This window comes from Bacillus sp. CIS52, from assembly GCF_053545315.1.
This window is the reverse complement of the sequence record NZ_JBIUFR010000001.1, coordinates 505,465-530,863: the sequence shown is the minus strand read 5'-3', so window position 1 is coordinate 530,863 and position 25,399 is coordinate 505,465. Positions and strand designations below refer to the sequence as shown.

Sequence of the window (25,399 nt, the reverse complement as noted above, 5' to 3'; positions counted from 1 at the left end):
ATGAAAAAAGTTTTCAATCTTCTGACTTCCCGTTACAATAAAGGAACATATGAATTGAAAAGAGACGGAGGAATGCATCATGAAGTTTTTAGTTGTCGGAGCAGGGGGAGTGGGCGGTTATATCGGCGCACGTCTTGCAGAGAAGGGAAATGACGTTACGTTTCTCGTCCGTCAGAAGCGGGCGGAACAATTAAAAGAGACGGGATTGACCGTCAAAAGTGCAAATGGTGATGTTTCAATCAAGCCGAAAATAATCATGGCGGGCGAAGAAGGAGAGTTTGACGCCTTTATCATCGCATCAAAAGCGTATTCTTTGCAGGACGTCATTGGGGATGTCAAACCGTTTGTCAAACCTTCGTCGGTCATTATTCCTTTTTTAAACGGGTACAGGCACTATAACGAGCTGTTCGAAGCTTTTTCAAAACGGCAGGTGCTAGGAGGCCTCTGCTTTATTGAGAGCGCCCTTAACGAAAAAGGGGACATTCTTCATACGAGCGCTGCCCACCGCTTTGTGTTCGGTGAATGGAGCGGGGAACGCACGGAACGTATAAATGAGCTGGAAAAAGCGTTTGCGGGTGTGAAAGCGGATGTCATCATCAGCCGGGATATTGAAAAGGATATTTGGAAAAAGTACATGTTCATTGCCGCGCAGGCGGGAGTGACCACTTTGTTTCAACAGCCGGTCGGACCTATTTTAGATACAGAAGGCGGCCGCAATACGGCAAAGCGTCTTTTTGCAGAAATCGGAGCCATTTTCAAGGCTGCGGGCATTCCGAAGGACGCTGACCTTGAAGAAGAGAGTTATCGTACGTTGACAAGCATGTCTTATCACATGAAATCGTCGATGCTGAGAGACATGGAAAAGGGCCGGGTGACAGAAGGTGATCATTTACACGGTTTTCTGCTTGAGAAAGCGAAAGGCTTGTCAGTTGATACCCCTGTTTTGGAAACTGTCTTTGCCAACCTGCAAATGTATGAAGCAAAATAAAAAAGGAGGCCGAAGCGCCTCCTTTTTTATTAAAATGCCCAGTTTCCGTTTCTGAAGATTGGTTCTCTTTTGCCGTCAGCAGTAATCCCGTCGATATTCATATCTTTGGAGCCGACCATGAAATCTACGTGCGTAATGCTTTCATTTAAGCCCTCTTTGACAAGCTCTTCCCGTGTCATATGTTTGCCGCCTTCGATATTAAAGGCATACGCGCTGCCGATCGCCAAGTGGTTTGATGCGTTTTCATCATACAGTGTGTTGTAAAATAAAATATTCGATGTTGAAATCGGTGAATCGTACGGCACTAAGGCCACTTCTCCAAGATAATGCGAGCCTTCATCGGTTTCGACGATGCCTTTTAAAATCTCCTCGCCTTTTTCAGCTTTCACATCAACGATGCGGCCGTTTTCAAAGGTAAGTGTAAAGTTATCAATAATGTTGCCGCCGTAGCTCAGCGGTTTCGTGCTGGAAACTGTGCCGTTCACCCCGTCACGCTGCGGAAGAGTGAAAACCTCTTCTGTCGGCATGTTGGCCATGAATTCGTGCCCGTTCTCATTCACGCTTCCCGCGCCCGCCCATACATGTTTTTTCGGTAATTCAATGGTTAAGTCTGTTCCTTCAGCTTGATAATGCAGGGCGCTGTAATGTTTTTTGTTCAGGTGTTCCACTTTCTCATGAAGGTTTTGATCATGTTTTTTCCATGCTTCCACTGGGTTTTCTTCATTTACGCGGGTCGTTTTGAAAATTTCTTCCCATAAAAGCTGAACGGCTGTTTCTTCCGGCTGATCCGGGAACACTTTTTTCGCCCAGCCTGTTGAAGCGGCTCCGATCACCGTCCAGCTGACCTTATCTGATTGAATATATTGTCTGTATGTATGCAATGCTTTTCCGGCGGCTTTTTGGAACGCTGCAATCCGTTTCCCGTCAGTGCCTTTTAACAGGTCGGGGTCGGATGAGACGACAGAAATAAACGCAGCTCCTTTTTTCGCGAGCTCTTCTTTGCCTTTCGCTTCCCATTCAGGATATTCTTCAAACGCTTCAAACGGAGCCATTTCGTATTTTAATCTGGACAATTCATCGTCCTGCCAATTTACGGTGACGTTTTTTGCGCCTTTTTCATACGAATGTTTAGCCAGCAGTCTGACAAGTTCCCGGACATCGGTTGAGGCATTGATTACGACATGCTGTCCTTTTTGGACATTGACGCCGACTTCTACCGCCAGCCGAGCATATGTATTTAACTTTTCAGTAAACGAACTCATCGTTCATTCCTCCTCATCGGTTTTTCTCATCATATCAAATATCGCCTCATAAAGAAAAGAAAGGAGCGTAAATGAAAAAGACACAGCCTTTGCTGCGTCTTTACGGATGATTCAGTTTTACGGTGCTGCCGGCCGGAGAATGGGGCATATTGGCCAGCGAAATGCTCATACCCCCCAAGATAATTCCGCTTAAAATGACAGCTACCGCTACGCGTCTTCCCACATCTCTAAGCATATGCTTCCTCCTTAATGTTTCTCCAGTTCTCACAATATGAGCCGGCCGGAGAAAAAAGAAGCACAATCTTATTATTTAATCGCTTTTTGCAGCTTGTCGATGACGTCTAACGAACGCCCCGTGCCGATAGCCACTGATTCAAGCGGATTTGCGGCCAAATGAACGGGAACGACGATTTCTTCTGTCAGCCATTCTTTCATCCCGTTTAAAAGCGAGCCCCCGCCGGTTAACACGACGCCGCGGTCAACGATGTCCCCGCTGAGTTCCGGCGGACAATCTTCAAGAGTCGCTCTGATGGCTTCAAGAATATGTAGGAGCGATTCACGCATCGCGTGCTGAATTTCATTAGACTGCAGTCTGATCGTCTTCGGCAGACCGGTTACGAGGTCACGGCCGCGGATTTCCATCGTTTCCGGCACATGTTCAATCAATGCAAAACCGATTTCCATTTTCACTTGTTCTGCCGTACGTTCTCCGATCAGCAGGTTATATTTTTTTCTGACGAACGAAGCGATATCTTCATCAAGCTGGTCGCCGCCGATTCTGATAGAGTGGCAGGACACGACGCCTCCGAATGAGATGATGGCAACTTCAGTCGTACCGCCTCCGATATCCACGACGACGTTTGCGACCGGCTCGTCAACCGGCAGGTCGGCTCCGATTGCAGCTGCTACGGGTTCTTCAATTAAGTGAACGTTTTTTGCTCCGCAGTTTTTGACAGCGTCACTGATGGCTCGGCGTTCAACGGCTGTTGATCCTGAAGGCGTGCAGACGACGACATTCGGTTTGCGGAAGGTCATCCCGATTTTTTTTCCGGCTTTTTTCATAATGTGTTTTAATAAGTCAGTTGTCATATCATAATCAGCAATGACACCGTCTTTCATCGGCCGTACGGCGACGATTTTCCCCGGCGTCTTTCCGATCATGTTTTTGGCATCTGTTCCGATGGCAAGCACCGCTTTCGTTGTTGTATCTACAGCGACAACGGAGGGCTCGTTTAAAATAATTCCTTTATTTTTACTGTAAACAAGTATATTAGCGGTTCCTAAGTCGATTCCGATCTCAGTTGATTGAAACATATTTTCACCCAATCCCTATCCTGATTTAATTGATTCTACATTTAAAGTTTCTGAGAAAAACCACGATTTTTGGGGGTTTCCGCCGGGAATGAAATGTTTTTGTAAAAAAGGAGGGAAAGTCTGTATCCCGTATTTCAAAAAGGCTTTCTTCTGTAAAAAAACATTCATTACCGGATGCGGAGAAACTTTTGCTCCGTTACTTTCGTCTACGTTTATGAAGGATTTTCCTTGGACATATATAAGAGACATTAAAGGAAGTAGGGGATTTCTATGAAATCAATTGGTGTAGTAAGAAAAGTAGACGAACTAGGGCGTATTGTCATGCCGATTGAATTGAGAAGAGCATTGGATATCGCTATTAAAGATAGTATTGAATTTTTTGTTGACGGAGACAAAATTGTCTTGAAAAAATACAAACCGCACGGCATTTGCTTAATGACCGGAGAAATTACCCCCGACAATCAGGAATACGGCAACGGTAAAATCATCTTAAGCCCTGAAGGAGCGAAAATGCTGCTTGAGGAAATCGAGGAAGCGTTAAAAGATAAATCATAATGATAAAAAGGGCGGAGCGTCATTCCGCCCTTTTATTATGAACTTGTGCAAAAACTCACGGTAAAATCAAGTAAACCTGCTCAAATAATTGGGAATAGTTATCATTTTTTAGTCAATAATGCGGTCAACAATGTTACAATATATGTAGAAATGCTAGCGGCAGGTGGGACTATGGGAAAATATCAAGCGCGTATCATTTCATTAATCTTGGCAATGATTTTTATTATGTTTTGGGATTATTTATTTTACATAATTGAACGGAATCCGATTAACTGGCCTGTTGATATCACTTTTACCACTGTCACGTTAATCAGCGTCTGGCTGCTGGCTTATTATGTAGATCATAAAAAGCAGCTGCTGGCGGAGCTGAAGGACAGCGAGCAGAAAGCAAAGGCGCTTTCAGATGAGAAAAACCGGATCATGGACAATCTGCAGGAAATTGTTTTTCAGACGGATTCACAAGGGAATATTACATATTTGAATCAAGCTTGGACGGCGATTACGGGCTATTCCATCAGCGAATGTATGGGCACGATGTATAATGATTATTTTATAAAAGAGAAACATATCATTGATTATATTATCTCCCAAATTAAGCAGCAGTCCCCGTCAGGAATGTTCACGGCTAAATATATTAAAAAAGACGGCACTATCTTTTGGGGAGAAGTTCATTATAAGCTGTATTATGACCGCAGACAGAAATTTGTCGGAAGCCTGGGAACGATGTCTGATATCAGTGAACGGAAAAAAGCGGTTGATGAGCTTCTGGAAACGAACGAACGGCTTGCCATGCAATCTCAAAAGCTGGCTATCGCCGGTGAACTTGCGGCAGGAATCGCCCACGAAGTAAGAAATCCTTTAACATCAGTCAGCGGCTTTCTCCAGCTGATGAAAGCTCAGTATCCGGAACGAACGGATTATTTCGATATTATTTTTTCGGAAATTAAAAGGATAGATCTTGTGCTGGGAGAGCTGCTTCTGCTCGCCAAGCCGCAGACCGTGACGTTTACCGCCCATCATCTCAACCATATTTTAAGGCAGGTGGCGACGCTTCTTGACACAAACGCGGTGCTGTCAAACACTGTGATTGAGAAGGATTTCAGGCAGACTGAGTCCTGTATGGTCAACGGTGACGAAAACCAGCTGAAACAGGTATTTATCAATATTATTAAAAATGCGATTGAGGCGATGCCTGACGGCGGGAATATTCATATTTACACAAAACGGGATGAAGAATACGCGGTGATCAGCATACAGGATGAAGGAAACGGCATGTCGAAAGAAAAGCTTAAAAACATCGGGAAACCGTTTTTCTCGACAAAAGATCAGGGAACAGGCCTCGGCCTTCCGATTTGTTTACGAATTCTCAAGGAGCATAATGGTAAACTTAACATTAAGAGCAAAAATGGAGAAGGCAGTACGTTTCAGGTATTTCTGCCGTTAGAAGCGGATGCTGTCCAAAAGGAGGAAAACTAACTTGCTTCTTTTTGTATACGGTTTGTTACGGAAGCGTGAAGAAAATCATGAGCTGCTGAAAGGCGCTCCGTGTGTGTGCGAGCAGGCCGCGATAAACGGCGTGCTGTACAAAACAGAAAAAGGTCAGCCCGCGGCGTCTTTAGCAGAAACAGCTTTTGTATACGGAGAATTGTATGAAACAGGTCATCAGATGATCTGTAAGCTGGATGCGCATTATGCCGATTTTGACCGGGAGGAAGTCGCCGTGACGACGGATCTCGGGAATAAAACGGCCTTCGCATATGTCGTAAAGCCCGAGCAGTGTGCTTCATTCAGCCGGATCAAAAGCGGAGACTGGAAAGAATATCGTTTTATGAAACGGGAGGATGACAGCCCGGTTTATTATTTCGCTTACGGTTCATGTATGGATAATGCCCGTTTTAAACAGGCGGGGGTCGATCACTTTTTTGCTGAGCCGGTCGGAGGGGCGGTTGTTGAAGGGTATTCGACGAGATTCACGTTAAGGCGTCCTGACGGTTCCAGAGCCGATCTTGTTGAAGACGGCGGCCGTACTGAAGGCGTGCTGTACAAGCTCCCGTTTGAAGCGGCAACCTATCTGTATAAACGGGAAGGTGTTGATAGCCATACATATCGTCCCGCGTTCATAGAAGTGAATGCCGGCGGCCGTATATACAGGGGCTGCCTGACGTTTCTTGTGCTTGATAAAGCTGAGGAAATTGCGCCTCCGGGTCACTATCAGGAAGAAATCGAACGCGGAGCAGACTTGTATTTATCGCCCGCCTTTTCAGAAAAGCTCAAACGCCATATGAACTCATTGCCGAAAATGTGATACTATTCCTATTAGAGATATTGTTTAAAGGAGTACTGTTATGAGAAAAGAGTTTGCCGTTATCGGTCTCGGACGCTTCGGCGGGAGTATTTGCAAAGCATTAAGTGAAGAAGGCCTTGAAGTCATGGCAATGGATATTGATGAAGATAAAGTAAATGAATATGCCAAAATCGCATCACACGCCGTCATCGGCGATTCAACCGATGAATCGGTGTTGAAAAATCTGGGGCTGCGCAATTTTGACCACGTTATTGTGGCAATCGGCGAAAATATACAGGCGAGCATTTTAACGACGCTGATCTTAAAGGAACTCGGCGTGAACACGATCACGGTCAAAGCGCAAAACGACTATCATGAAAAAGTGCTTGCGAAAATCGGGGCCGACCACATCGTCCACCCTGAACGTGACATGGCAAAACGCATCGCCCACAACATCGTATCAAATAATGTGCTTGATTATTTAGAGCTGTCTGATGAACACAGCATCGTGGAGATCGTAGCCAACAGCAGGCTTGCGGGCAACACACTGCTTGATCTGGACATACGCGCGAAGTACGGCATTAACATCGTGGCCATCAAGAGAGAAAAAGAAGTAATCGTATCTCCGCTGGCGACTGAAATGATCCAAAAAGACGATATTCTCATCGTTATCGGCTCTCTTACGGACATTTCCCGATTTGAAAAAAGAGTGCTTCATACAAAGTGAAAAGCCTGTCCGTAAAAGGACGGTCTTTTTTATATGTCAGAATAGAAAGACATTTATCGTGTAAGCGGTATATTCTGCAGTTTTTATTGACTATGATCAGGCGATCCGATAGCATATTGTACCATATAAAGAAAAAGAGGAGGCCTCATTTTGAACAAAGAAACACTGGCTGAACGGCTGAATGCATCGGCCGGCCGACAAAAAGCCGATACCGTCATTAAAAACGGAAAAATCATGGATGTATTTAACCAGGAATGGATTTCTGCAGATATCGCCATTACAGACGGAGTGATCGTCGGGTTGGGCGAGTATGAAGGGGAAGAAGTCATTGATGCAGAAGGCCAAATGATCGTTCCGGGCTTTATTGACGGACATGTTCATATCGAGTCCTCTATGGTTACTCCGATTGAATTTGCAAAAGCAGTCCTCCCTCATGGAGTGACGACTGTCATTACTGATCCTCACGAAATCGCGAACGTTTCGGGGGCAAAAGGCATTTCATTTATGATAGAGCAGGCGAAAAAAGCGCCGCTGAACATCCGTTTCATGCTTCCTTCCTGTGTTCCGGCCGCAAGCTTTGAACGCTCGGGAGCCGTATTAAAAGCCAAAGATTTAAAGCCTTTTTATCAGGAAAAAGAGGTGCTTGGACTGGCGGAAGTAATGGACTACGTGTCTGTTGCGGAAGGTGAAGAGGATATGCTTCAGAAACTGCTGGATGCCAAGCATTATGGGAAACGGATTGACGGGCATTTAGCCGGACTGTCTTCAGATATCATCAATATATACAGAACCGCGCTAGTGTCAAATGATCATGAAGTGACGACGAAAGAAGAGGCGCTGGACAGAATCAGGCGGGGAATGTATGTCATGCTGCGCGAAGGATCGGTGGCCAAAAATACGCTCAATGTGCTGCCGGCGGTGAACGAAAAAAATGCGCGCCGCTTCTTCTTTTGTACGGATGATAAACATGTGGACGATCTGCTTTCAGAAGGAAGTGTGAACCACCAAGTCAAAATGGCAATAAAAGCGGGACTTGATCCATTCCTTGCGTATCAGCTCGCCAGCTTAAATGCGGCCGAGTGCTACGGCCTTGAAACAAAAGGCGCGGTGGCACCGGGTTTTGATGCAGATCTCTTGTTTATTTCGGATTTGCGGGAGGCTTCCGTCACAAAGACCTTGGTCGCCGGCCGGACCGTTGCGGAAAACGGCTGCCCGGTTTATGAGCAGTCCGCCGGCTCTTCTTCTCCGGATCAGGCGCTGTTGGATACAGTACGGCTGAAAGCGCCGCTGACTGAATCAGATTTTCATATGCCGATTCAAGAGGGCAGGCTAATGAATGTAATCGAAATCATACCAAATCATTTAGAGACGAGGAAAAAAGAAGTCCCTGCACCGTCTGCCGGCACATTTTGTCCTGATACAGAAAATGATTTATTAAAAATCGCCGTCGCTGAACGCCACAGCGGAGAAAAAATGATAGGTCTCGGGATTGTACAAGGGTTCGGGTTAAAAGAAGGCGCCATTGCCACAACCATTTCTCACGATTCCCACAACATCATCGCTGTCGGTACAAACGATGCCGATTTGGCAAAAGCAATCAACAGACTGCGTGACACCGGAGGAGGCCTGACAGCCGTGAAAAACGGTGAATTGCTTCACTCTGTCCCGCTTCCAATCGCCGGGCTTTTGTCTGATAAGTCTGCGGAATGGGTGAATGACAGCCTGGGCGTGCTTCATGAAAAGCTTCCTCTGCTCGGATTCACCGGTAATTTCAATCCGTTTCTTACATTATCGTTTTTAGCGCTTCCGGTGATTCCGGATATTAAAATGACGGCAGCCGGTCTGTTTGATGTCAAAGCCTTTCAGCATATTCCGCTGCAATAAAAAAACTGCACTCATCACGAGTGCAGTTTTTTTTAGACCTCCATAATGATCGGAAGGATCATCGGACGGCGTTTTGTTTTTTCATATAGGAACGGAGCGAGCGTGTCGGTAATTTCGTTTTTAATTTCGGACCACTGCGTTGTTTTTCGATCCATTACTTTCTCAAGATGGTTCGAAATGAGCTGCTGTGCGTCGTTGATTAAATCTCCGGATTCTCTCATGTATACAAAACCTCTTGAAATTAAATCAGGTCCTGCCGATACTTTAAAGTCGTCCATGTTGATGCTGACAACAACGATAACAAGGCCTTCTTCTGAAAGAATGCGGCGGTCGCGGAGCACGATATTGCCGATGTCACCGATTCCGCTTCCGTCAATGTACACGGAACCGGACGGGATTTTGCCTGCCACAGCTGCTTCTTCGCCTTTGAGCGCCAGCACTTCGCCATTGTCCATAATAAAGCAGTTTTCTTCAGGAATGCCGCAATCAGTCGCGAGTTTGACGTGCATTTTCTGCATTCTGTATTCCCCGTGAATCGGCATGAAGAACTTCGGTTTAATCAGACGGAGCATTAATTTTTGTTCTTCCTGTCCGCCGTGTCCGGATGTATGGATGTCATTCAGCGAACCGTGAATGACTTCTGCGCCCGCACGGTACAACTGGTTGATGGTGCGGCTTACGCTGATTGTGTTTCCGGGAATCGGAGAAGAAGAAAAGACAACCGTATCTCCGGGATTAATGGATATCTGACGGTGCGTGCCGTTAGCGATGCGTGATAGCGCCGCCATCGGTTCACCCTGGCTGCCCGTACATAAAATCGTTACTTTATTGGCAGGTATACGGTTGATTTCGTTATGCTCAATAAACGTATTTTTAGGGCAGCTGATGTAACCGAGAGTCTGTCCGATTTCAATAGCCGATTCCATACTGCGTCCGAATACGGCAACTTTTCTGCCGTTTAAAACGGCAGCTTCAATCACTTGCTGAAGACGGTGAATGTTCGAAGCGAATGTCGCAAATATAATTCTGCCGTCCACTTTTCGGAAAATATCGTGAATGCTTTCGCCTACACGGCGTTCTGACATGGTGAAATCGGGCACCTCACTGTTCGTGCTGTCAGAAAGCAGGCACAAAACGCCTTCTTTCCCGATTTCGGCCATCTTTGTCAAGTTTGCCGGTTCGCCTACCGGTGTGAAATCGAACTTAAAGTCTCCGGTATGTACGATATTGCCCGGCGGTGTTTTGACGACGATTCCGTATGAATCCGGAATGCTGTGTGTCGTTCTGAAGAAGGATACAGACGTCTTCCGGAACTTAACAATGTCGTCTTCACCGATGATGTTTAATTTTGTCTGTCTTAACAGTCCGTGCTCTTCAAGTTTATTCCGAAGTAAGCCGATCGCGAGTTTACCGCCGTAAACGGGAATATTTACTTGTCTGAGCAGGTACGGAATACCGCCGATATGGTCTTCGTGACCGTGGGTGATAAACAGACCTTTAATTTTGTCTTCGTTTTTTACTAAATACGTGTAATCGGGGATTACGTAATCAATGCCGAGAAGTTCATCTTCAGGAAACTTAATTCCCGCATCAATCAGTACAATCTCATCCTGAAACTGCACCCCGTACGTATTTTTCCCGATCTCGCCCAATCCGCCGAGGGCAAAAACGGCAGTCTGGTCATTTTTTACAAATTTCATTCCGCTCATAACTCCAATACTTTAAAATTTTCGCTCTGCTTCTCATATTCTAAAAAAGCACCGTCCACAGGCTGAACAAATTCAATGTTGTATTTCTTATCTTTCAGTTTTGTTCTGACGTCCCGTTCTGAAACGCCCTCAATGTAAAGTGAATCTGTATTTTCCCGTACAGGTACTTCGTCAGCCTTCTTTTGATAAAATACCTTATAAATCATCCAAATCTCTCCTTAAATGCCGTATGTTAGACTCGCTTATTCTATTATATTCGAAAACGGATTATAAGGAAAGTCTCGAGCAAAAAAGGGACTTTCAAAAACCGAAAGATCCCTTCTACGCGATGACTTTTTTCCGGAGCATTCCGCCCCACTGTCTTCTGAGTTTCTTCCGTAACCGGCGCAGCATCATATACCTCCTTTAAAGCCCTTTATAGCAGTAGTATGCGGCAAAACCGGATTTGTTTTCGTGGGTAAAATTGGAATTTCATCAAGGCTGTTTGCCGGAAGAAAAACTTTCTGTATGATGATATTGAACAAGACACGACTGATAAACGGGATAAAGGAGAAATTGACATGAAACCAAAACTGATCTTTTTTGATATTGACGGCACGATCTATGACCATGATAAACATATCCCCGATAGCGCAAGAAACGCCGTGGCGGCGCTTCAAGAGGCCGGCCATCACGTTTTTATCGCCAGCGGGCGGTCTCCGTTTATGGTAAAACCGATTCTGGAAGAGCTTGAGATTGAATCATTTATTTCATACAACGGCCAGTTTGTCGTGTTTGAAGGCGATGTGATTTATAAAAATCCGCTGCCGGAAGATGCGGTCGCGCGTTTATTAAAGCAGGCGGCGGAAGGGGAGCACCCCGTCGTATTCATGGCGGAAGACACGATGAAAACGACCGTTCCGGGACATCCGCACGTCTCGGAAGGAATCGGCAGTCTGAAAGCGTCTTATCCCGAAGTTGATGAAACATTTTATAAAGGAAAAGATATTTATCAGCTGCTTTTATTCTGCCGCGGACATGAAGAAAAAGCATACGCCGCTTTTCCGGAGTTTGATTATGTCCGCTGGCATGAACTGTCAACGGATGTGCTTCCGAAGGGCGGTTCAAAAGCGGAAGGCATTAAAAGAGTGCTTGAGCGCCTTCCGTACAGCATAAGCGACACTTATGCCTTCGGCGACGGACTAAATGATCTTGAGATGATCCGTTTTGTCGGCACCGGGGTGGCGATGGGAAATGCAGTTCCGGAATTAAAGGCTGCCGCCGATTTCGTCACAAAGCCGGTGGATGAAGAGGGAATCAGCTGGGCTGTCAAAGAACTGGGGCTTTTGAAATGAAGAAAACCGGCACTTCAAGAAGTGCCAGTTCTTTTTAACGGTCAATAGCAATGGCGTTTTCAGGTTCTTTTAACGGATTTTCCTGATCGATATGATCGTAAAACATCACACCGTTCAAATGGTCGATCTCATGCTGGAACACGATGGCCGGAAAACCTTTGAGGCGGATGTCAATCTGTTCCCCTTCAAGCGTCGTCGCCTTTACTCGGATGCGTGCGTAGCGCGGCACATAGCCGGGAATGGGTTCATCTACTGACAGGCAGCCTTCTCCGCTCGTCAAGTAGCTTTTTTCTACTGAGTGGCTGACGATTTTAGGGTTGAAAAGGGCATAGCTGTATAAAGTGCCTTTCGCATCTTCAGCATGAACGGCGATCATCCGTTTTTTTACGTTTATTTGAGGAGCGGCAAGACCGACTCCGGGACGAAGGTTGTATTTCTCGGCTAATTCAGGATTTTGGCTGTTTTTCACAAACTCAATCATATCAGCAAGTTGCTGTTTTTCTTCGTCAGAAGCGGGAAGCCGGACCTCTTCAGCGATCTCTCTGAGCACGGGATGTCCGTCGCGGACAATATTTTCCATAGTAATCAAGAAACTTCACTCCTAAAGCTTAATATGTAAATTATAGCGAACTTCCTTATCGCGGCGCAACGAAACAATTGGCCGGCCATAGCAGGCCGGCCGATGTTCATGGTGTATAAGGTCAGCAGCCGCAGCCTAAATAAGCGGCACCGACGATGATTAATAAGATAAACAATACGACGATTAATGCGAATGTGCGGCCGTAACCGCCTCCGCAGCCGTATCCGTATCCGCCATAACCGTATCCGCCGCCGCAGCAACCGCCGCCAAATCCGCCGCCAAATCCATATCCGTACATAAAAAAACCTCCTCTTTTAATTACGCTGACCCTTTTCAGCAGGGCCGGCGTCTACTATAAACTATGTAAAAGCCAAAAAGATGTATGGTCATCCGCCCTGTTTTCTCAATTTTTTACGCAAGTACGCTCTGGCGAAGCTATAAATGTCTTTGCCCAAAAATTCCGGGAATACCAATTACAGCTCAGCTATTGTCAAAAGGCGTTCTGGCTTCTATAGTGGAAATTGTCAAGATTGGGGGATTTTAAGTGAATATGTTACAAAAAAAGATGCTGGCGGGAATCGGAGCGCTCGCCGCCGCAAGTATGCTGCTTGCAGGCTGCGGGGAGAAAGACCCGGTTGAAACAATTCATGATTCGATGGAAAAAGCCGTACAGGCGGAAAAACCGTTTCAAAAAGAGCAGAAAACATTAGAAAAATTAGAGAAAAAGGAAGATGAGCTGTATAACGAAGTCATTCAGCTGAATATGAATGATTACGAAAAAATCGTCTCACTTTCGGATGAGGCCCTTAAAAACGCGGAACAGCGCAAGCAGCATCTGAAAACGGAAAAAGACAGCATGGACAGTTCGAAAAAAGAATTTGAAACCGTCACACAAACAGCCGGATCGATTAAAGACCGGTCCATTAAGAAAAAGGCGCAAGCAGCAGCCTCACATATGGAAAAACGCTATGATTTATACGGCGGACTCTATAAAGACTATATGAAAGCCATTCAATATGATAAAGAATTGTACAGCGCCATTAAGAAAAAAGACCTGACTGCAGAAGACCTCGACAAGAAGATCGGCAAAGTGAACGATTCCTACAAAAAGGTATTAAAGCGGGGCGGAGCGTTTAACAAGCAGACAAAAGAGTATAATCAGGCCAGAGAAGAGCTGTATAAAGAGGCCGGCTTTCATGTCAATGAAAGCTGAAAGCGATGAAAGGTGCCGGATGCCCGGCCCTTTTTTTATGCGGAAAAAAGGATTCTGAATTCTATTGTAGTACAGCAGGTGTATGTATACTAGTACAGTTTTGGCTGATGAACAGCTTGTCCCGCCGGAAAAATATAAAGCGAATACATTTATTTAAAATCAACATTTAAAACGATTGACGGGTCTTCTTTATTTAGTGTAAACTTATCCATGTTAAGCGGTGTTGTATCAGTCTTTTACAACTCCGAAATAATACAGTTCAGATCAGATAGTGATGATCCTACATAAAGGTTTCGGCAAACTGGGGATAGGCTAAATATATACGACTTGCTGCTAATACTTTAGGGTATCCTAAGTTTGTATGTATACAGGAATGCACGTCTAATGACTGTTTAAAAGAAAGGAAGAGGTGACTTTAGTATGGCTGCAAAAACGAAAAAAACAATCGTTGACAGTAAGAAGCAATTTGATGCCATTAAGAAGCAGTTCGAAACGTTCCAAATTTTAAATGAAAAGGGAGAAGTCGTGAATGAAGCGGCGATGCCTGATTTAACAGATGATCAATTAAAAGAGCTTATGCGCCGCATGGTATACACACGCGTGCTTGATCAGCGCTCTATCTCATTAAACCGTCAGGGACGTCTCGGTTTCTACGCTCCTACTGCCGGCCAGGAAGCTTCACAAATCGCAACGCATTTCGCGCTTGAAAAAGAAGATTTCGTTCTTCCGGGCTACCGCGATGTGCCTCAATTAATCTGGCACGGTCTGCCGCTTTACCAAGCGTTCTTATTCTCCCGCGGACACTTCCGCGGAAACCAAATGCCAGATGATGTGAACGCCCTTTCTCCGCAAATCATTATCGGTGCTCAATACATCCAAACTGCCGGTGTAGCGCTCGGTCTTAAAAAACGGGGTAAAAAAGCCGTAGCTATCACATACACAGGTGACGGCGGCGCCTCTCAAGGGGACTTCTACGAAGGAATCAACTTTGCCGGAGCTTACAAAGCGCCAGCAATCTTCGTAGTGCAAAATAACCGCTATGCGATTTCAACTCCTGTTGAAAAACAATCAGCGGCTCAAACAATCGCTCAAAAAGCGGCCGCAGCAGGTATTGTCGGCGTTCAGGTTGACGGTATGGATGCCCTTGCGGTGTACGCTGCAACTGCTGAAGCGCGCGAACGCGCAATTAACGGCGAAGGCCCGACACTGATCGAAACACTTACGTTCCGTTACGGTCCGCATACAATGGCCGGTGACGATCCGACTAAATACCGCACGAAAGAAATCGAAAACGAATGGGAGCAGAAAGATCCGCTCGTCCGTTTCCGCGCTTTCCTTGAAAACAAAGGCCTGTGGTCTGAAGAAGAAGAAAGCAAAGTAATTGAGGCTGCAAAAGAAGAAATTAAGCAGGCCATCAAAAAAGCAGATGCTGAACCGAAACAAAAAGTGACTGATTTAATCAAAATCATGCACGAAGAATTGCCTTACAACCTAAAAGAGCAATTAGAAACTTATACACAGAAGGAGTCGAAGTAAGCCATGGCGCAAATGACAATGATTCAAGCAATCACGGATGCGTTACGCACAGAACTGAAAAATGACGAAAATGTCTTAGTTTTCGGAGAAGACGTTGGTGTTAACGGCGGCGTATTCCGTGCGACTGAAGGATTGCAAAAAGAATTCGGTGAAGACCGTGTATTTGATACGCCGCTTGCTGAATCCGGTATCGGCGGTCTCGCTCTTGGTTTAGGGTTAAACGGTTTCCGTCCGGTTATGGAAATCCAATTCTTCGGATTCGTATATGAGGTAATGGATTCAGTTTCAGGCCAAATGGCCCGTATGCGCTACCGTTCAGGCGGCCGCTGGAGTTCTCCGGTGACAATCCGTTCTCCATTCGGCGGCGGGGTTCACACTCCTGAACTTCACGCTGACAGCTTAGAAGGCCTTGTGGCTCAGCAGCCGGGTATTAAAGTCGTTATTCCGTCTACTCCGTATGACGCAAAAGGTCTTTTAATTTCTGCAATCCGTGACAACGACCCAGTCGTTTTCTTAGAACATATGAAACTTTACCGTTCTTTCCGTCAGGAAGTTCCTGAGGAAGAATACACAATTGAGCTTGGAAAAGCTGACGTGAAACGCGAAGGTGCTGACCTTTCTATCATCACATACGGCGCAATGGTTCATGAGTCGCTTAAAGCTGCTGAAGAGCTTGAAAAAGAAGGCGTTTCTGCTGAAGTTATCGATCTTCGCACTGTAAGCCCGCTTGATATCGATACGATTATCGCTTCTGTTGAAAAAACAGGCCGCGCAATTGTCGTGCAAGAGGCTCAAAAACAAGCAGGTGTCGGCGCCAACGTTGTAGCTGAAATCAATGACCGCGCGATCCTGAGCCTGGAAGCTCCGGTACTGCGTGTCGCAGCGCCTGATACAGTATTTCCTTTCTCGCAAGCTGAGAGCGTATGGCTTCCAAACCATAAAGACGTTCTTGAAACTGCGAAAAAAGTTCTTGAATTTTAATCAGGCTTCATAACAGGAGGGAAAGACACACGTTCTTTTCCTCTATTATAAACCTGTTTTTAAAGGTTCAATGCTTGCGTATGCATAACTAAAATTTGCTTAATCAACTAGGAGGTCGAAAACTGTGGCATTTGAATTTAAACTTCCGGATATCGGGGAAGGTATCCACGAAGGCGAAATCGTAAAATGGTTTGTTAAGCCAAACGACGAGGTAGAAGAAGACGATGTACTGGCTGAAGTGCAAAATGATAAAGCAGTGGTAGAAATTCCTTCACCTGTTAAAGGAAAAGTATTAGAATTAAAAGTTGAAGAGGGAACGGTTGCAACTGTTGGACAAACGATTATTACGTTTGACGCACCTGGTTACGAAGATCTTCAATTTAAAGGAAGCGACGAATCCGGCGATGCGAAAACTGAAGCGCAAGTTCAGTCTTCCGCTGAGGCAGGACAGGACGTAGCGAAAGAAGAACGCGCAGCAGAGCCTGCAAAAGAAACTGGCGCAGGACAGCAGGACCAAGCGGAAGCTGATCCGAACAAACGCGTGATCGCTATGCCTTCTGTACGCAAATATGCACGTGAAAAAGGCGTTGATATCCGAAAAGTAACAGGTTCAGGAAATAACGGACGTGTTGTAAAAGAAGATATCGACAGCTTTGTAAACGGCGGAGCTCAAGAAGCGGCACCGCAAGAAACAGCGGCGCCTCAGGAAACGGCTAAACCTGCAGCGGCTCAGGCTCCTGAAGGCGAGTTCCCTGAAACACGCGAAAAAATGAGCGGTATCCGTAAAGCGATTGCTAAAGCAATGGTGAACTCTAAGCATACTGCACCGCACGTAACTCTTATGGATGAAGTTGACGTAACAAATCTTGTTGCTCACCGCAAACAGTTCAAACAAGTTGCTGCTGATCAAGGCATCAAGCTGACTTACCTGCCTTACGTCGTAAAAGCCTTAACATCTGCTCTGAAAAAATTCCCTGTTTTAAACACATCTATTGATGATAAAACAGATGAAGTGATCCAAAAACATTACTTCAACATCGGAATTGCAGCGGATACTGAAAAAGGCCTGCTTGTGCCGGTAGTGAAAAATGCCGACCGTAAAGCCGTTTTCGAAATCTCTGATGAAATTAACAGCCTTGCTACAAAAGCGCGTGAAGGCAAGCTTGCACCTGCGGAAATGAAAGGCGCTTCTTGCACAATCACAAATATCGGTTCTGCCGGAGGCCAATGGTTCACACCGGTTATCAACCACCCAGAGGTTGCGATTCTCGGTATCGGCCGCATCGCTGAAAAGGCGATCGTCCGCGACGGTGAAATTGTAGCTGCTCCTGTCTTAGCTCTTTCTCTCAGCTTTGACCACCGTATGATTGACGGAGCAACTGCACAAAATGCGTTAAACCACATCAAGCGTTTACTGAACGATCCACAACTTATTTTAATGGAGGCGTAATGTTATGGTAGTAGGAGATTTCCCTATTGAAACAGATACTCTTGTGATTGGTGCGGGACCTGGCGGCTATGTAGCTGCCATCCGCGCTGCTCAGCTTGGACAAAAAGTAACAGTCGTTGAAAAAGCAACTCTTGGAGGCGTTTGTCTGAACGTCGGCTGTATTCCTTCAAAAGCGCTTATCAATGCAGGCCATCGTTACGAGAATGCAAAACACTCAGATGACATGGGAATCACTGCTGAGAACGTAAAAGTTGACTTTACAAAAGTCCAAGAATGGAAAGCTTCTGTTGTAAATAAGCTTACCGGCGGTGTTGCAGGTCTTTTAAAAGGAAATAAAGTGGACGTTGTAAAAGGCGAAGCTTATTTCGTAGACAGCAACTCTGTACGTGTAATGGATGAGAACTCTGCGCAAACATACACATTTAAAAACGCGATCATTGCTACCGGTTCTCGCCCTATCGAATTGCCAAACTTCAAATATAGCGAACGTGTTCTGAACTCTACAGGCGCACTGGCGCTTAAAGAAATTCCGAAAAAACTCGTTGTTATCGGCGGCGGATATATCGGTACCGAGCTTGGAACAGCGTATGCAAACTTCGGAACTGAATTGGTGATTTTAGAAGGCGGAGATGAAATTCTTCCTGGCTTCGAAAAACAAATGAGTTCTCTCGTTACCCGCAGACTGAAGAAAAAAGGCAACGTTGAAATCCATACAAGCGCTATGGCTAAAGGCGTTGAAGAAAGACCTGACGGCGTAACAGTTACGTTCGAAGTAAAAGGCGAAGAAAAAACGGTTGATGCTGATTACGTATTAATCACTGTCGGACGCCGTCCGAACACTGATGAGCTCGGCCTTGAGCAAGTCGGTATCGAAATGACTGACCGCGGTGTCATTAAAACGGACAAGCAGTGCCGAACAAACGTATCGAATATTTACGCAATCGGTGACATCATTGACGGCCCTCCATTGGCTCACAAAGCGTCTTACGAAGGTAAAATCGCTGCGGAAGCTATTGCGGGAGAGCCTGCTGAAATCGATTACCTCGGTATTCCGGCGGTTGTATTCTCTGAGCCTGAACTGGCTTCTGTCGGTTACACTGAAGCACAGGCGAAAGAAGAAGGCATTGAAGTCGTTGCTGCTAAGTTCCCGTTTGCTGCAAACGGACGCGCGCTGTCTCTTAACGAAACTGACGGCTTCATGAAGCTGATCACTCGTAAAGAAGACGGTCTTGTGATCGGTGCGCAAATTGCCGGCGCGAGCGCTTCTGACATGATTTCTGAATTGAGCCTGGCGATCGAAGGCGGAATGACTGCTGAAGATATCGCAATGACAATTCACGCTCACCCGACATTGGGCGAAATCACAATGGAAGCTGCCGAAGTGGCAATCGGAAGCCCGATCCATATCGTAAAATAATCATTGCAAGAAAATGAACAGCCCCCGCTTTTAAAAGCGAGGGCTGTTTTTATTGTGCAAGCACATGCTGCATAGGCTTGATAATATCCTCTTTTTTCTTTACCGCGCCTTCAATCTTCATGACGACATGCCGGTGATTGACTACCATCAGTGCCGGGAATGTGTTGATTTCTTCTTCCCAGCCCTTTCTGTTGTCATAAACTTTCATTTGATCAACATGATGGGGGTATTTCTTTTCTAAATCAAGAATCGCATCGTAGTAAGGAACTTCTTTATCTATATGATTTTCATCGGAAAAAAACAAGATTTGAGTGTGATGAATGCTGTCGATCCGGTTATTTTTGAACGGACTGACAGTAGAAACCGAACAGCTTGACAGAACGAACAGCATCAAAAAAAAGGGAATCACCGTACGGTAGCGCATCTATCTTACTCCTCTGTTTTATATAATATATTGGTTCATCCATTTATAAGGACTATATCAAGTGTATCACGATAGGTGAAAAACCTAAGGCTTGTTACTTAATTGTTATATAATTGAAACCGTTTTTAATGAAGAAATAATACGTGTGACAACTTGTGAAGCCGATGTGTAAAAAAGGCACATTATTTTTCGTGAGAGCGCTGTTTTTTCGTTATACTGTGGGCAAAACCATATCAGGAGGGATTGTCATGTATAAAGCCGCTGCCGCCGTTATATGGATGTGCTTGCTCATCGGCTGCCAATCAACTGAAAAAACGCAAACAAATAAACAACCCCATTCTCAAGCTGCGGTCAATCATGCTAAACAGGAAAACACTCATACAAAAGAGGAAAAACGGAAGGCAGAGCCCCGTTACTATATCAATCCGAAAACCTTTGCCGTGGAAAAACTGGATGACCAGAAAGACAAAAAACCGATTGCATTGTTAACGATAGATGATGCACCCGATCAGCATGCCGCTGAGATTGCGGACAAACTGCATGATCTCCATGCGTCAGCGATCTTTTTTGTGAACGGCCAATTTTTGAAAAAAGATGAAAATAAGAAAGCGCTTCAGCATATTCATGAGTTAGGCTTTATGATCGGAAATCATACAATGACTCATCAAAATTTAAAAGAACTTTCCGAACAAAAACAACGGGAAGAAATCATCGGCGTTAATAAAGCCGTTGAAAAGATAACCGGGGAGAAACCGGCATTTTTCAGGGCGCCTTTCGGAAGCAATACGGACTACAGTGACAAACTTATAAAACAAGAAGGTATGGTGAAAATGAACTGGACCTTCGGCTACGATTGGGATCAGAAATATCAATCCAAAAAAGCGCTTACCGATATCACGCTGAGCAGCCCTTATCTGCGGGACGGCGCCAACATATTGATGCATGACCGGAAGTGGACGGCCGAAGCCATGCCGGACATTGTAAAAGGATTGCGTACTAAAGGATATACCGTGATTGATCCTCGAGCTATAAAAAGACCGTAAAAAATAAATGTGTTATACAATTTATCGGTTGACATATTAAATGTGACATAATAATATAATAACAACAAGTAAGAATTAAGCGTTTTCAAATTCTGAGAAATGGGGAATGAGAGATGGGTACGATTGTTTGCCAAGACTGTAACGAAGCGATTCATTACTTTGAGGATGAGAAGGTAACGACGTTATACGGAACATGCTGCGGACAATGCCGGTGTCATCTTGAAGAAGAGTAAAAAGTGTAAAAAAGCCCGAAACGATTTCGTTTCGGGCTTCTTTATCTTTATTGGATGGCTTTTTGTTCTTTGATGACTCTGATCATTTCAAGCGTCGCGTCTTCCGGACCCTGCACGGGAAGGCCAGCGTCCAGGTTTTTGAAAATGTAGCTGATGTTTTCTTCAGTAATGATTTCGCCCGGAATAAAGATCGGAATTCCCGGCGGATACACCATGACAAACTCTGCAATGATCCGTCCCGCGGATTCTTTTAACGGAATGACTTCCGTATTTGCATAAAACGCGTCTCTTGGCGTCATCGCTAACAGAGGAATTTCAGGAAGCAGAACTTCCGTTTGCTGATGAGCATATTCATTGGCAGCAGCCTGCTTTGAAATGTCTGTAAGCGCGTTTACGAGGCGGTCGGCATCTCCTGCTCTGTCTCCGGGAGTGAAAATACATAATATGTTATACAAATCGGACAGCTCGACTTCGATATTATATGATTCGCGCAGCCATTTTTCAATGTCATGCCCGGTCAGGCCGAGGTTTTTGACCGAAATGATTAATTTAGTCGGATCATAACTGAAGGCGGCTTTAGATCCTGTGATTTCTTCGCCGACACAGCGAATGCCTTCAATTTGATTGAGGCGTTCCCGTGTCTGATTCGCCAGCAGAATCGTATCTTCAAGAAGGCCGCGGCCTTCTGTAGCGAGCCGCTTTCTTGCGACATCCAGTGAAGCGAGAAGCAGATAGGATGTTGACGTTGTCGTCAGCATGCTTAAAATCGACTGCACTCTTTCTTTGGACACAAGGCCTTCTCTCACATTTAAAATGGAGCTCTGCGTCAGAGAGCCGCCTAACTTGTGTACGCTTGTAGCTGCCATATCAGCGCCCGCCTGCATGGCTGACAAAGGAAGCTTATCATGAAAATGAATATGCACGCCGTGCGCTTCATCGACAAGAACAGGCACATTGAAAGAATGCGCGAGCTTGACGATGCTGCTCAGGTCAGCCGCCACACCGAAATACGTCGGATTGATGACAAGCAGACCTTTTGCGTCAGGGTGCTCAGTCAAAGCCCGCTCGGCAGACTCAAGCGTAATGCCGTGAGAAATCCCGAGCTCATCGTCAATTTCCGGGTGTATAAAAATCGGCACCGCTCCGGAAAATACAATGGCCGTCATAATGGATTTATGAACGTTTCTTGGGATGATGATTTTATCTCCGGGTCCGCATACGGCCATGACCATCGTCATAATGGCGCCGCTCGTCCCTTGTACGGAAAAGAAGGTGTGGTCTGCGCCGAATGCTTCTGCGGCTAGCTCCTGCGCTTCTTTAATGATGCCCTTTGGCGCATGTAAATCATCCAAAGGTTCAATATTAATTAAATCTATGCTTAACGCGTTTTCTCCGATAAATTGTCTGAATTCCGGATCCATTCCCGCGCCTTTTTTATGGCCCGGAATGTGGAATTGGACAGGCTGTCTGTCCGCGTGCTTTTTCAGTCCGCTGTACAGGGGTGTTTCATGTTGCGGCAATTGTTTTCCCACCTTTATCATAATACCTACGGATTAGTTTGTATTACATTCAGTATGATTACCCGTTTTTTAAACGTAAAACAAATGAATTATATTATGAACTTGAAAGAAAGTAAAGAACAATTTATGATCTATGGAAGATGCTTATTTTGAGCATGATTATAAAGGAGTGAAGACATTTGGAATATCAATATCCGATGAATGAAGACTGGACGACAGAGGAGGCCGTGGATGTCATTGCGTTTTTTCAGCAGGTGGAAAACGCCTATGAAAAAGGAACTGACCGCAACAGACTTTTGGATGCGTACCGCCGCTTTAAAGAAATCGTTCCCGGAAAGGCGGAGGAAAAGAAAATCTGCAGCCAATTTGAAGCGGACAGCAGCTATTCCCCGTATCGGACTGTGAAAGAGGCGAAACAATCAGATCAAGCGGTTATCAAAATGTAAACAAAGCGAGCCGGAAACCGGCCCGCTTTTTTATGTTATGAGACTTTCTGAGTCAGCGTGTATAAAAAGGAAAGCTTCTTAAAAGTATCTTCAATGGTTTGCAGGAATTCATTGTTGTTCATGTTGATCACGTCTTCTTTTTGAAGCTGGATGCCGCACAAAAGCTCTGCTTTCTTTACGGTCTGCAGACGTTCAAATAGTGTTTTCAGCTGTTCCCGATCCATCTCCGACTGCTTGTACGCTCCTGGCTTCGTGTGATCCGGCGACCATACAAAATGACCGGGAATCTGTTTTGTGATGTCATCCTGCTTCGCTTCCAGCAATCTGCCGTATTCCTCTTTTATCGGAGACTCATAAATGATGGCAAACCATACAAACATGTGAGTGTCCCATAGTCCGATCTGAAAGTGGGGGAGCTTCTTATAGCCGCGTTTGCTGTTTGCAAAGGCAACCCAGCTGTCAGCCGGCGGGTTGACAGATCTTCTCGCGTGCTTGGCGACATGCGGGAACATTTCATCTCCGGTCAATGCCGACAATGTCGGTGCGAAATGTTCTCCTAACAGAGTCAGCTTCGGACGCACCTGTTCTTTTAACACCTCCATGCGCGGATCTAATCCTTCTATTGTAAATGTGTCAAAGTCTTCTTTTGTAAAACGCATCTGAGTCATCTTTTTCCTCCTTATCGTAAGTATTCATATTTTACCACAGCCCCTGCCGGCCGCAAAAACATTGAGAACGTTTGAGCGGAGAGGAGTGGTGGTAAAAAATGAATAGGTAAACACACAATTTTAAGAATGTTGTTACAGCCGAATATAAGTTTCCATAGGATATAAGAAGTATCATTAATAATGAATTGGAAAATGGGATGCTTTTTTAACAAATGATCTCTGGAAGGGGCGAAAGACAATGAGGCAAGTGGTGAAGGAAGGATTCAGGGAGGAAAAAAATAACCGTGTAGCTGTCTGGAGACTAGAGGTTGATTATGAATTGGCAACCCTTTATGAGGCCATGCAAAAAGAGAATGAAGATCAAATCGATCTCAGTAAAAGAAAACTGGAACGTCTCAGAAAAGAATGGATTCGTCTTAACGGATAAAGAATAGTAAAAACGAACCGCAGGAAATGGTTCGTTTTTACGTGAGAAGGCATTTTTTTCATTTTCCTTGCTTTTTAATCGTTTTTATCAGTATGCTATAGAGTAAGCTATACATAGAAAAGAGGTACACGGTATGACAAATTGGACGGAAATTGATGATATCGCAAAACAATGGGTAAAAGAAGCCGGAACGAGAATCAGACAATCCATGCAGGAAAGCTTGACGATTGAAACAAAATCAAATCCGAATGATTTAGTCACAAATATGGATAAAGAGACGGAACGCTTTTTCATTGACCGTATACAGGGAACATTTCCCGGACACCGCATCCTCGGCGAAGAAGGGCAGGGAGATAAACTCCGCTCCCTTGACGGAATCGTTTGGATCATTGATCCGATTGACGGGACGATGAATTTTGTCCATCAAAAGCGGCATTTCGCAATCTCCATCGGTATTTTTGAAGACGGAAAAGGCAAAATCGGCTTAATTTACGATGTGATGCAGGACGAGCTGTATCATGCATTCAGCGGAAAAGGGGCATATCTGAACGACACGCCGCTTGCTCCTTTAAAAGAGGTTTCCATTGAAGAATCGATTATTGCAATCAATGCCACATGGGTGACGGAAAACAGAAGAATCGACCCGAGTATTTTGGCGCCGCTCGTAAAACGGGTAAGAGGAACGCGTTCCTACGGCTCGGCGGCACTTGAGCTGGCCAGTGTTGCGGCCGGCCGCATTGACGCATACATCACAATGAGGCTCGCGCCGTGGGATTACGCTGCCGGCTGCGTGCTGCTGAACGAAGTCGGCGGCATTTACACGACAACAGACGGCGAACCGTTTACGTTTTTAGATAACCACAGCGTGCTTGCGGGAAATCCGGCGATACATAAAATCATCTTTGACGACTATTTACATGCTGACAGATAGGGAGTTTGAAGAAGAAGATCTGGAATTTCTGGAGCAGCTGGCGGCGGCACACCCGGTGTGGAGAGCCGAAGAATTCGGAACAAAAAATGCGGCGGAGTTTATGCTTGCATACTCCATGTACAATGGAACGTGGCTCGTATGGGAGCTTGACGGCGCTCCTGCCGCCGTCAGCTTTCACTTAGAATGGGCGCCCTCAAACGGAAAACCGTGGCTCGGGACTGTGGCCGTCGCTCCAGAGGCAAAAGAGAAAGGCATCGGTCGGGCGGTCATTGAAGAGATTGCCGGCCGGCTGAGAGCGGAGCATAAAGCGATGTTTGCAGCCGTTCCCCTGGACAGGCAGGAATGGGTGCTGTTTTTAAGCCAATGCGGTTTTGAACAGCTGAAGCTTGAAAAAGACGATCGGGAAAAGACATATATGATCATGGTGAAGCCATTGTGAATGTATCAGATATAAAAAAGAGACCGGACATCCG

At 45.4% G+C, this 25,399-nt stretch carries 28 protein-coding genes; 18 read left to right on the top strand and 10 right to left on the bottom strand.

Annotated elements, in window-relative coordinates; genetic code table 11:
* The first annotated feature begins 79 nt into the window (after positions 1 to 79).
* The gene (locus ACH32G_RS02080) at positions 80 to 988 is read left to right on the top strand and encodes a ketopantoate reductase family protein (RefSeq protein ID WP_064778846.1); all 909 of its coding nucleotides are present in this window, start codon (positions 80 to 82) and stop codon (positions 986 to 988) included.
* 29 nt (positions 989 to 1,017) lie between these two features.
* Here the strand turns inward: ACH32G_RS02080 and ACH32G_RS02075 are convergent, their stop codons facing one another.
* From ACH32G_RS02075 to mreBH, 3 genes are all read right to left on the bottom strand, one after another.
* Positions 1,018 to 2,250 (bottom strand): aminopeptidase, encoded by a 1,233-nt coding sequence (locus ACH32G_RS02075; RefSeq protein ID WP_414831177.1) that lies wholly within the window; start codon positions 2,248 to 2,250, stop codon positions 1,018 to 1,020.
* A 100-nt stretch (positions 2,251 to 2,350) separates the two neighbouring features.
* Positions 2,351 to 2,485 (bottom strand): protein YkpC, encoded by a 135-nt coding sequence (locus tag ACH32G_RS02070; protein WP_016936273.1) that lies wholly within the window; start codon positions 2,483 to 2,485, stop codon positions 2,351 to 2,353.
* A gap of 71 nt (positions 2,486 to 2,556) precedes the next feature.
* Positions 2,557 to 3,564: a cell shape-determining protein MreBH gene (gene mreBH, locus ACH32G_RS02065; protein WP_029575211.1), complete on the bottom strand. Its 1,008-nt coding sequence runs from the start codon at positions 3,562 to 3,564 to the stop codon at positions 2,557 to 2,559.
* Positions 3,565 to 3,834: 270 nt separating this feature from the next.
* Here mreBH and ACH32G_RS02060 point away from each other — a divergent pair, with 270 nt between their 5' ends.
* From ACH32G_RS02060 to ade, 5 genes are all read left to right on the top strand, one after another.
* A complete protein-coding gene (locus ACH32G_RS02060; RefSeq protein ID WP_013352109.1) occupies positions 3,835 to 4,119 on the top strand; it encodes an AbrB/MazE/SpoVT family DNA-binding domain-containing protein in 285 nt (94 codons plus the stop codon).
* Positions 4,120 to 4,290: 171 nt separating this feature from the next.
* Positions 4,291 to 5,595, top strand: coding sequence for an ATP-binding protein (locus ACH32G_RS02055; protein WP_095240772.1), 1,305 nt, complete (start codon positions 4,291 to 4,293; stop codon positions 5,593 to 5,595).
* Between the two features lies 1 nt (position 5,596).
* Positions 5,597 to 6,424 carry a gamma-glutamylcyclotransferase gene (locus ACH32G_RS02050; protein ID WP_448813935.1) on the top strand — a complete coding sequence of 276 codons (828 nt, stop codon included), beginning with the start codon at positions 5,597 to 5,599 and terminating at the stop codon, positions 6,422 to 6,424.
* Between the two features lie 40 nt (positions 6,425 to 6,464).
* Positions 6,465 to 7,130 carry a Ktr system potassium transporter KtrC gene (ktrC, locus tag ACH32G_RS02045; protein ID WP_016936269.1) on the top strand — a complete coding sequence of 222 codons (666 nt, stop codon included), beginning with the start codon at positions 6,465 to 6,467 and terminating at the stop codon, positions 7,128 to 7,130.
* A gap of 150 nt (positions 7,131 to 7,280) precedes the next feature.
* Positions 7,281 to 9,014, top strand: coding sequence for an adenine deaminase (gene ade, locus ACH32G_RS02040; protein ID WP_448813934.1), 1,734 nt, complete (start codon positions 7,281 to 7,283; stop codon positions 9,012 to 9,014).
* A 32-nt stretch (positions 9,015 to 9,046) separates the two neighbouring features.
* On the opposite strand, the gene rnjA is transcribed toward ade, so the two are convergent.
* Complete coding sequence (gene rnjA, locus ACH32G_RS02035; RefSeq protein WP_029575210.1) at positions 9,047 to 10,714, bottom strand: ribonuclease J1; 1,668 nt, start codon at positions 10,712 to 10,714, stop codon at positions 9,047 to 9,049.
* Between the two features lie 5 nt (positions 10,715 to 10,719).
* Positions 10,720 to 10,929, bottom strand: a complete 210-nt coding sequence (locus ACH32G_RS02030; RefSeq protein ID WP_016936266.1) for a DNA-dependent RNA polymerase subunit epsilon — start codon at positions 10,927 to 10,929, stop codon at positions 10,720 to 10,722.
* Positions 10,930 to 11,283: 354 nt separating this feature from the next.
* On the opposite strand from ACH32G_RS02030, the gene ACH32G_RS02025 reads away from it, so the two are divergent.
* The gene (locus tag ACH32G_RS02025) at positions 11,284 to 12,057 is read left to right on the top strand and encodes a Cof-type HAD-IIB family hydrolase (protein WP_327814118.1); all 774 of its coding nucleotides are present in this window, start codon (positions 11,284 to 11,286) and stop codon (positions 12,055 to 12,057) included.
* Positions 12,058 to 12,091: 34 nt separating this feature from the next.
* On the opposite strand, the gene def is transcribed toward ACH32G_RS02025, so the two are convergent.
* Both def and ACH32G_RS02015 read right to left on the bottom strand, forming a co-directional pair.
* Positions 12,092 to 12,646 carry a peptide deformylase gene (def, locus tag ACH32G_RS02020; protein WP_016936264.1) on the bottom strand — a complete coding sequence of 185 codons (555 nt, stop codon included), beginning with the start codon at positions 12,644 to 12,646 and terminating at the stop codon, positions 12,092 to 12,094.
* A gap of 112 nt (positions 12,647 to 12,758) precedes the next feature.
* The gene (locus ACH32G_RS02015; protein WP_032862645.1) at positions 12,759 to 12,935 is read right to left on the bottom strand and encodes a YjcZ family sporulation protein; all 177 of its coding nucleotides are present in this window, start codon (positions 12,933 to 12,935) and stop codon (positions 12,759 to 12,761) included.
* Between the two features lie 246 nt (positions 12,936 to 13,181).
* On the opposite strand from ACH32G_RS02015, the gene ACH32G_RS02010 reads away from it, so the two are divergent.
* The 5 genes from ACH32G_RS02010 (at position 13,182) to lpdA (ending at position 19,234) form a co-directional block, all read left to right on the top strand.
* Complete coding sequence (locus tag ACH32G_RS02010; RefSeq protein WP_016936263.1) at positions 13,182 to 13,850, top strand: YkyA family protein; 669 nt, start codon at positions 13,182 to 13,184, stop codon at positions 13,848 to 13,850.
* Between the two features lie 420 nt (positions 13,851 to 14,270).
* The gene (gene pdhA / locus ACH32G_RS02005) at positions 14,271 to 15,386 is read left to right on the top strand and encodes a pyruvate dehydrogenase (acetyl-transferring) E1 component subunit alpha (RefSeq protein ID WP_013352119.1); all 1,116 of its coding nucleotides are present in this window, start codon (positions 14,271 to 14,273) and stop codon (positions 15,384 to 15,386) included.
* A gap of 3 nt (positions 15,387 to 15,389) precedes the next feature.
* Positions 15,390 to 16,367, top strand: a complete 978-nt coding sequence (gene pdhB / locus ACH32G_RS02000; protein WP_016936262.1) for a pyruvate dehydrogenase complex E1 component subunit beta — start codon at positions 15,390 to 15,392, stop codon at positions 16,365 to 16,367.
* 124 nt (positions 16,368 to 16,491) lie between these two features.
* Positions 16,492 to 17,817, top strand: a complete 1,326-nt coding sequence (pdhC, locus tag ACH32G_RS01995) for a pyruvate dehydrogenase complex dihydrolipoyllysine-residue acetyltransferase (protein ID WP_045926933.1) — start codon at positions 16,492 to 16,494, stop codon at positions 17,815 to 17,817.
* Positions 17,818 to 17,821: 4 nt separating this feature from the next.
* Positions 17,822 to 19,234, top strand: coding sequence for a dihydrolipoyl dehydrogenase (lpdA, locus tag ACH32G_RS01990; RefSeq protein ID WP_016936260.1), 1,413 nt, complete (start codon positions 17,822 to 17,824; stop codon positions 19,232 to 19,234).
* Positions 19,235 to 19,283: 49 nt separating this feature from the next.
* Here lpdA and ACH32G_RS01985 read toward each other — a convergent pair whose 3' ends face one another.
* The gene (locus ACH32G_RS01985; RefSeq protein WP_016936259.1) at positions 19,284 to 19,658 is read right to left on the bottom strand and encodes a hypothetical protein; all 375 of its coding nucleotides are present in this window, start codon (positions 19,656 to 19,658) and stop codon (positions 19,284 to 19,286) included.
* A 248-nt stretch (positions 19,659 to 19,906) separates the two neighbouring features.
* Between ACH32G_RS01985 and ACH32G_RS01980 the strand changes: the two genes are divergently transcribed.
* Complete coding sequence (locus tag ACH32G_RS01980) at positions 19,907 to 20,701, top strand: polysaccharide deacetylase family protein (protein WP_448813933.1); 795 nt, start codon at positions 19,907 to 19,909, stop codon at positions 20,699 to 20,701.
* A 113-nt stretch (positions 20,702 to 20,814) separates the two neighbouring features.
* On the top strand, positions 20,815 to 20,934 hold the full coding sequence (locus ACH32G_RS01975) for a GapA-binding peptide SR1P (RefSeq protein WP_076982563.1): 120 nt from the start codon (positions 20,815 to 20,817) through the stop codon (positions 20,932 to 20,934).
* A 47-nt stretch (positions 20,935 to 20,981) separates the two neighbouring features.
* On the opposite strand, the gene ACH32G_RS01970 is transcribed toward ACH32G_RS01975, so the two are convergent.
* Positions 20,982 to 22,454: an aminotransferase class I/II-fold pyridoxal phosphate-dependent enzyme gene (locus ACH32G_RS01970; protein ID WP_448813932.1), complete on the bottom strand. Its 1,473-nt coding sequence runs from the start codon at positions 22,452 to 22,454 to the stop codon at positions 20,982 to 20,984.
* Positions 22,455 to 22,633: 179 nt separating this feature from the next.
* On the opposite strand from ACH32G_RS01970, the gene ACH32G_RS01965 reads away from it, so the two are divergent.
* Positions 22,634 to 22,900: a UPF0223 family protein gene (locus ACH32G_RS01965; protein WP_016936256.1), complete on the top strand. Its 267-nt coding sequence runs from the start codon at positions 22,634 to 22,636 to the stop codon at positions 22,898 to 22,900.
* A 35-nt stretch (positions 22,901 to 22,935) separates the two neighbouring features.
* On the opposite strand, the gene ACH32G_RS01960 is transcribed toward ACH32G_RS01965, so the two are convergent.
* A complete protein-coding gene (locus ACH32G_RS01960) occupies positions 22,936 to 23,568 on the bottom strand; it encodes a YktB family protein (RefSeq protein ID WP_342007720.1) in 633 nt (210 codons plus the stop codon).
* Between the two features lie 238 nt (positions 23,569 to 23,806).
* Here ACH32G_RS01960 and ACH32G_RS01955 point away from each other — a divergent pair, with 238 nt between their 5' ends.
* The 3 genes from ACH32G_RS01955 to ACH32G_RS01945 all read left to right on the top strand — a co-directional run bounded on the left by ACH32G_RS01955 (position 23,807) and on the right by ACH32G_RS01945 (position 25,365).
* Positions 23,807 to 23,995, top strand: coding sequence for a hypothetical protein (locus tag ACH32G_RS01955; protein ID WP_003154513.1), 189 nt, complete (start codon positions 23,807 to 23,809; stop codon positions 23,993 to 23,995).
* A 133-nt stretch (positions 23,996 to 24,128) separates the two neighbouring features.
* Entirely contained in the window at positions 24,129 to 24,926 is a 798-nt protein-coding gene (gene suhB, locus ACH32G_RS01950) for an inositol-1-monophosphatase (RefSeq protein ID WP_016936254.1), read from the top strand.
* Positions 24,913 to 25,365 (top strand): GNAT family N-acetyltransferase, encoded by a 453-nt coding sequence (locus ACH32G_RS01945; protein WP_016936253.1) that lies wholly within the window; start codon positions 24,913 to 24,915, stop codon positions 25,363 to 25,365. The genes suhB and ACH32G_RS01945 overlap by 14 nt, the downstream gene beginning before the upstream one ends.
* The last annotated feature ends 34 nt before the right edge of the window (positions 25,366 to 25,399 follow it).

Excerpts from the sequence above, each read along its gene's own strand:
- pdhA (WP_013352119.1), top strand. The coding sequence starts at position 14,271 with ATGGCTGCAAAAACGAAAAAAACAATCGTTGACAGTAAGAAGCAATTT.
- suhB (WP_016936254.1), top strand. The coding sequence starts at position 24,129 with ATGACAAATTGGACGGAAATTGATGATATCGCAAAACAATGGGTAAAA.
- pdhB (WP_016936262.1), top strand. The coding sequence starts at position 15,390 with ATGGCGCAAATGACAATGATTCAAGCAATCACGGATGCGTTACGCACA.
- ACH32G_RS01945 (WP_016936253.1), top strand. The coding sequence starts at position 24,913 with ATGCTGACAGATAGGGAGTTTGAAGAAGAAGATCTGGAATTTCTGGAG.
- ACH32G_RS02055 (WP_095240772.1), top strand. The coding sequence starts at position 4,291 with ATGGGAAAATATCAAGCGCGTATCATTTCATTAATCTTGGCAATGATT.
- ACH32G_RS02070 (WP_016936273.1), bottom strand. The coding sequence starts at position 2,485 with ATGCTTAGAGATGTGGGAAGACGCGTAGCGGTAGCTGTCATTTTAAGC.
- ACH32G_RS01975 (WP_076982563.1), top strand. The coding sequence starts at position 20,815 with ATGGGTACGATTGTTTGCCAAGACTGTAACGAAGCGATTCATTACTTT.
- ACH32G_RS01960 (WP_342007720.1), bottom strand. The coding sequence starts at position 23,568 with ATGACTCAGATGCGTTTTACAAAAGAAGACTTTGACACATTTACAATA.
- ACH32G_RS02030 (WP_016936266.1), bottom strand. The coding sequence starts at position 10,929 with ATGATTTATAAGGTATTTTATCAAAAGAAGGCTGACGAAGTACCTGTA.
- ACH32G_RS01985 (WP_016936259.1), bottom strand. The coding sequence starts at position 19,658 with ATGCGCTACCGTACGGTGATTCCCTTTTTTTTGATGCTGTTCGTTCTG.
- ktrC (WP_016936269.1), top strand. The coding sequence starts at position 6,465 with ATGAGAAAAGAGTTTGCCGTTATCGGTCTCGGACGCTTCGGCGGGAGT.
- ACH32G_RS02060 (WP_013352109.1), top strand. The coding sequence starts at position 3,835 with ATGAAATCAATTGGTGTAGTAAGAAAAGTAGACGAACTAGGGCGTATT.
- ACH32G_RS02025 (WP_327814118.1), top strand. The coding sequence starts at position 11,284 with ATGAAACCAAAACTGATCTTTTTTGATATTGACGGCACGATCTATGAC.
- ACH32G_RS02015 (WP_032862645.1), bottom strand. The coding sequence starts at position 12,935 with ATGTACGGATATGGATTTGGCGGCGGATTTGGCGGCGGTTGCTGCGGC.
- lpdA (WP_016936260.1), top strand. The coding sequence starts at position 17,822 with ATGGTAGTAGGAGATTTCCCTATTGAAACAGATACTCTTGTGATTGGT.
- rnjA (WP_029575210.1), bottom strand. The coding sequence starts at position 10,714 with ATGAAATTTGTAAAAAATGACCAGACTGCCGTTTTTGCCCTCGGCGGA.
- ACH32G_RS01980 (WP_448813933.1), top strand. The coding sequence starts at position 19,907 with ATGTATAAAGCCGCTGCCGCCGTTATATGGATGTGCTTGCTCATCGGC.
- ACH32G_RS02075 (WP_414831177.1), bottom strand. The coding sequence starts at position 2,250 with ATGAGTTCGTTTACTGAAAAGTTAAATACATATGCTCGGCTGGCGGTA.
- ACH32G_RS02080 (WP_064778846.1), top strand. The coding sequence starts at position 80 with ATGAAGTTTTTAGTTGTCGGAGCAGGGGGAGTGGGCGGTTATATCGGC.
- mreBH (WP_029575211.1), bottom strand. The coding sequence starts at position 3,564 with ATGTTTCAATCAACTGAGATCGGAATCGACTTAGGAACCGCTAATATA.
- ACH32G_RS01955 (WP_003154513.1), top strand. The coding sequence starts at position 23,807 with ATGAGGCAAGTGGTGAAGGAAGGATTCAGGGAGGAAAAAAATAACCGT.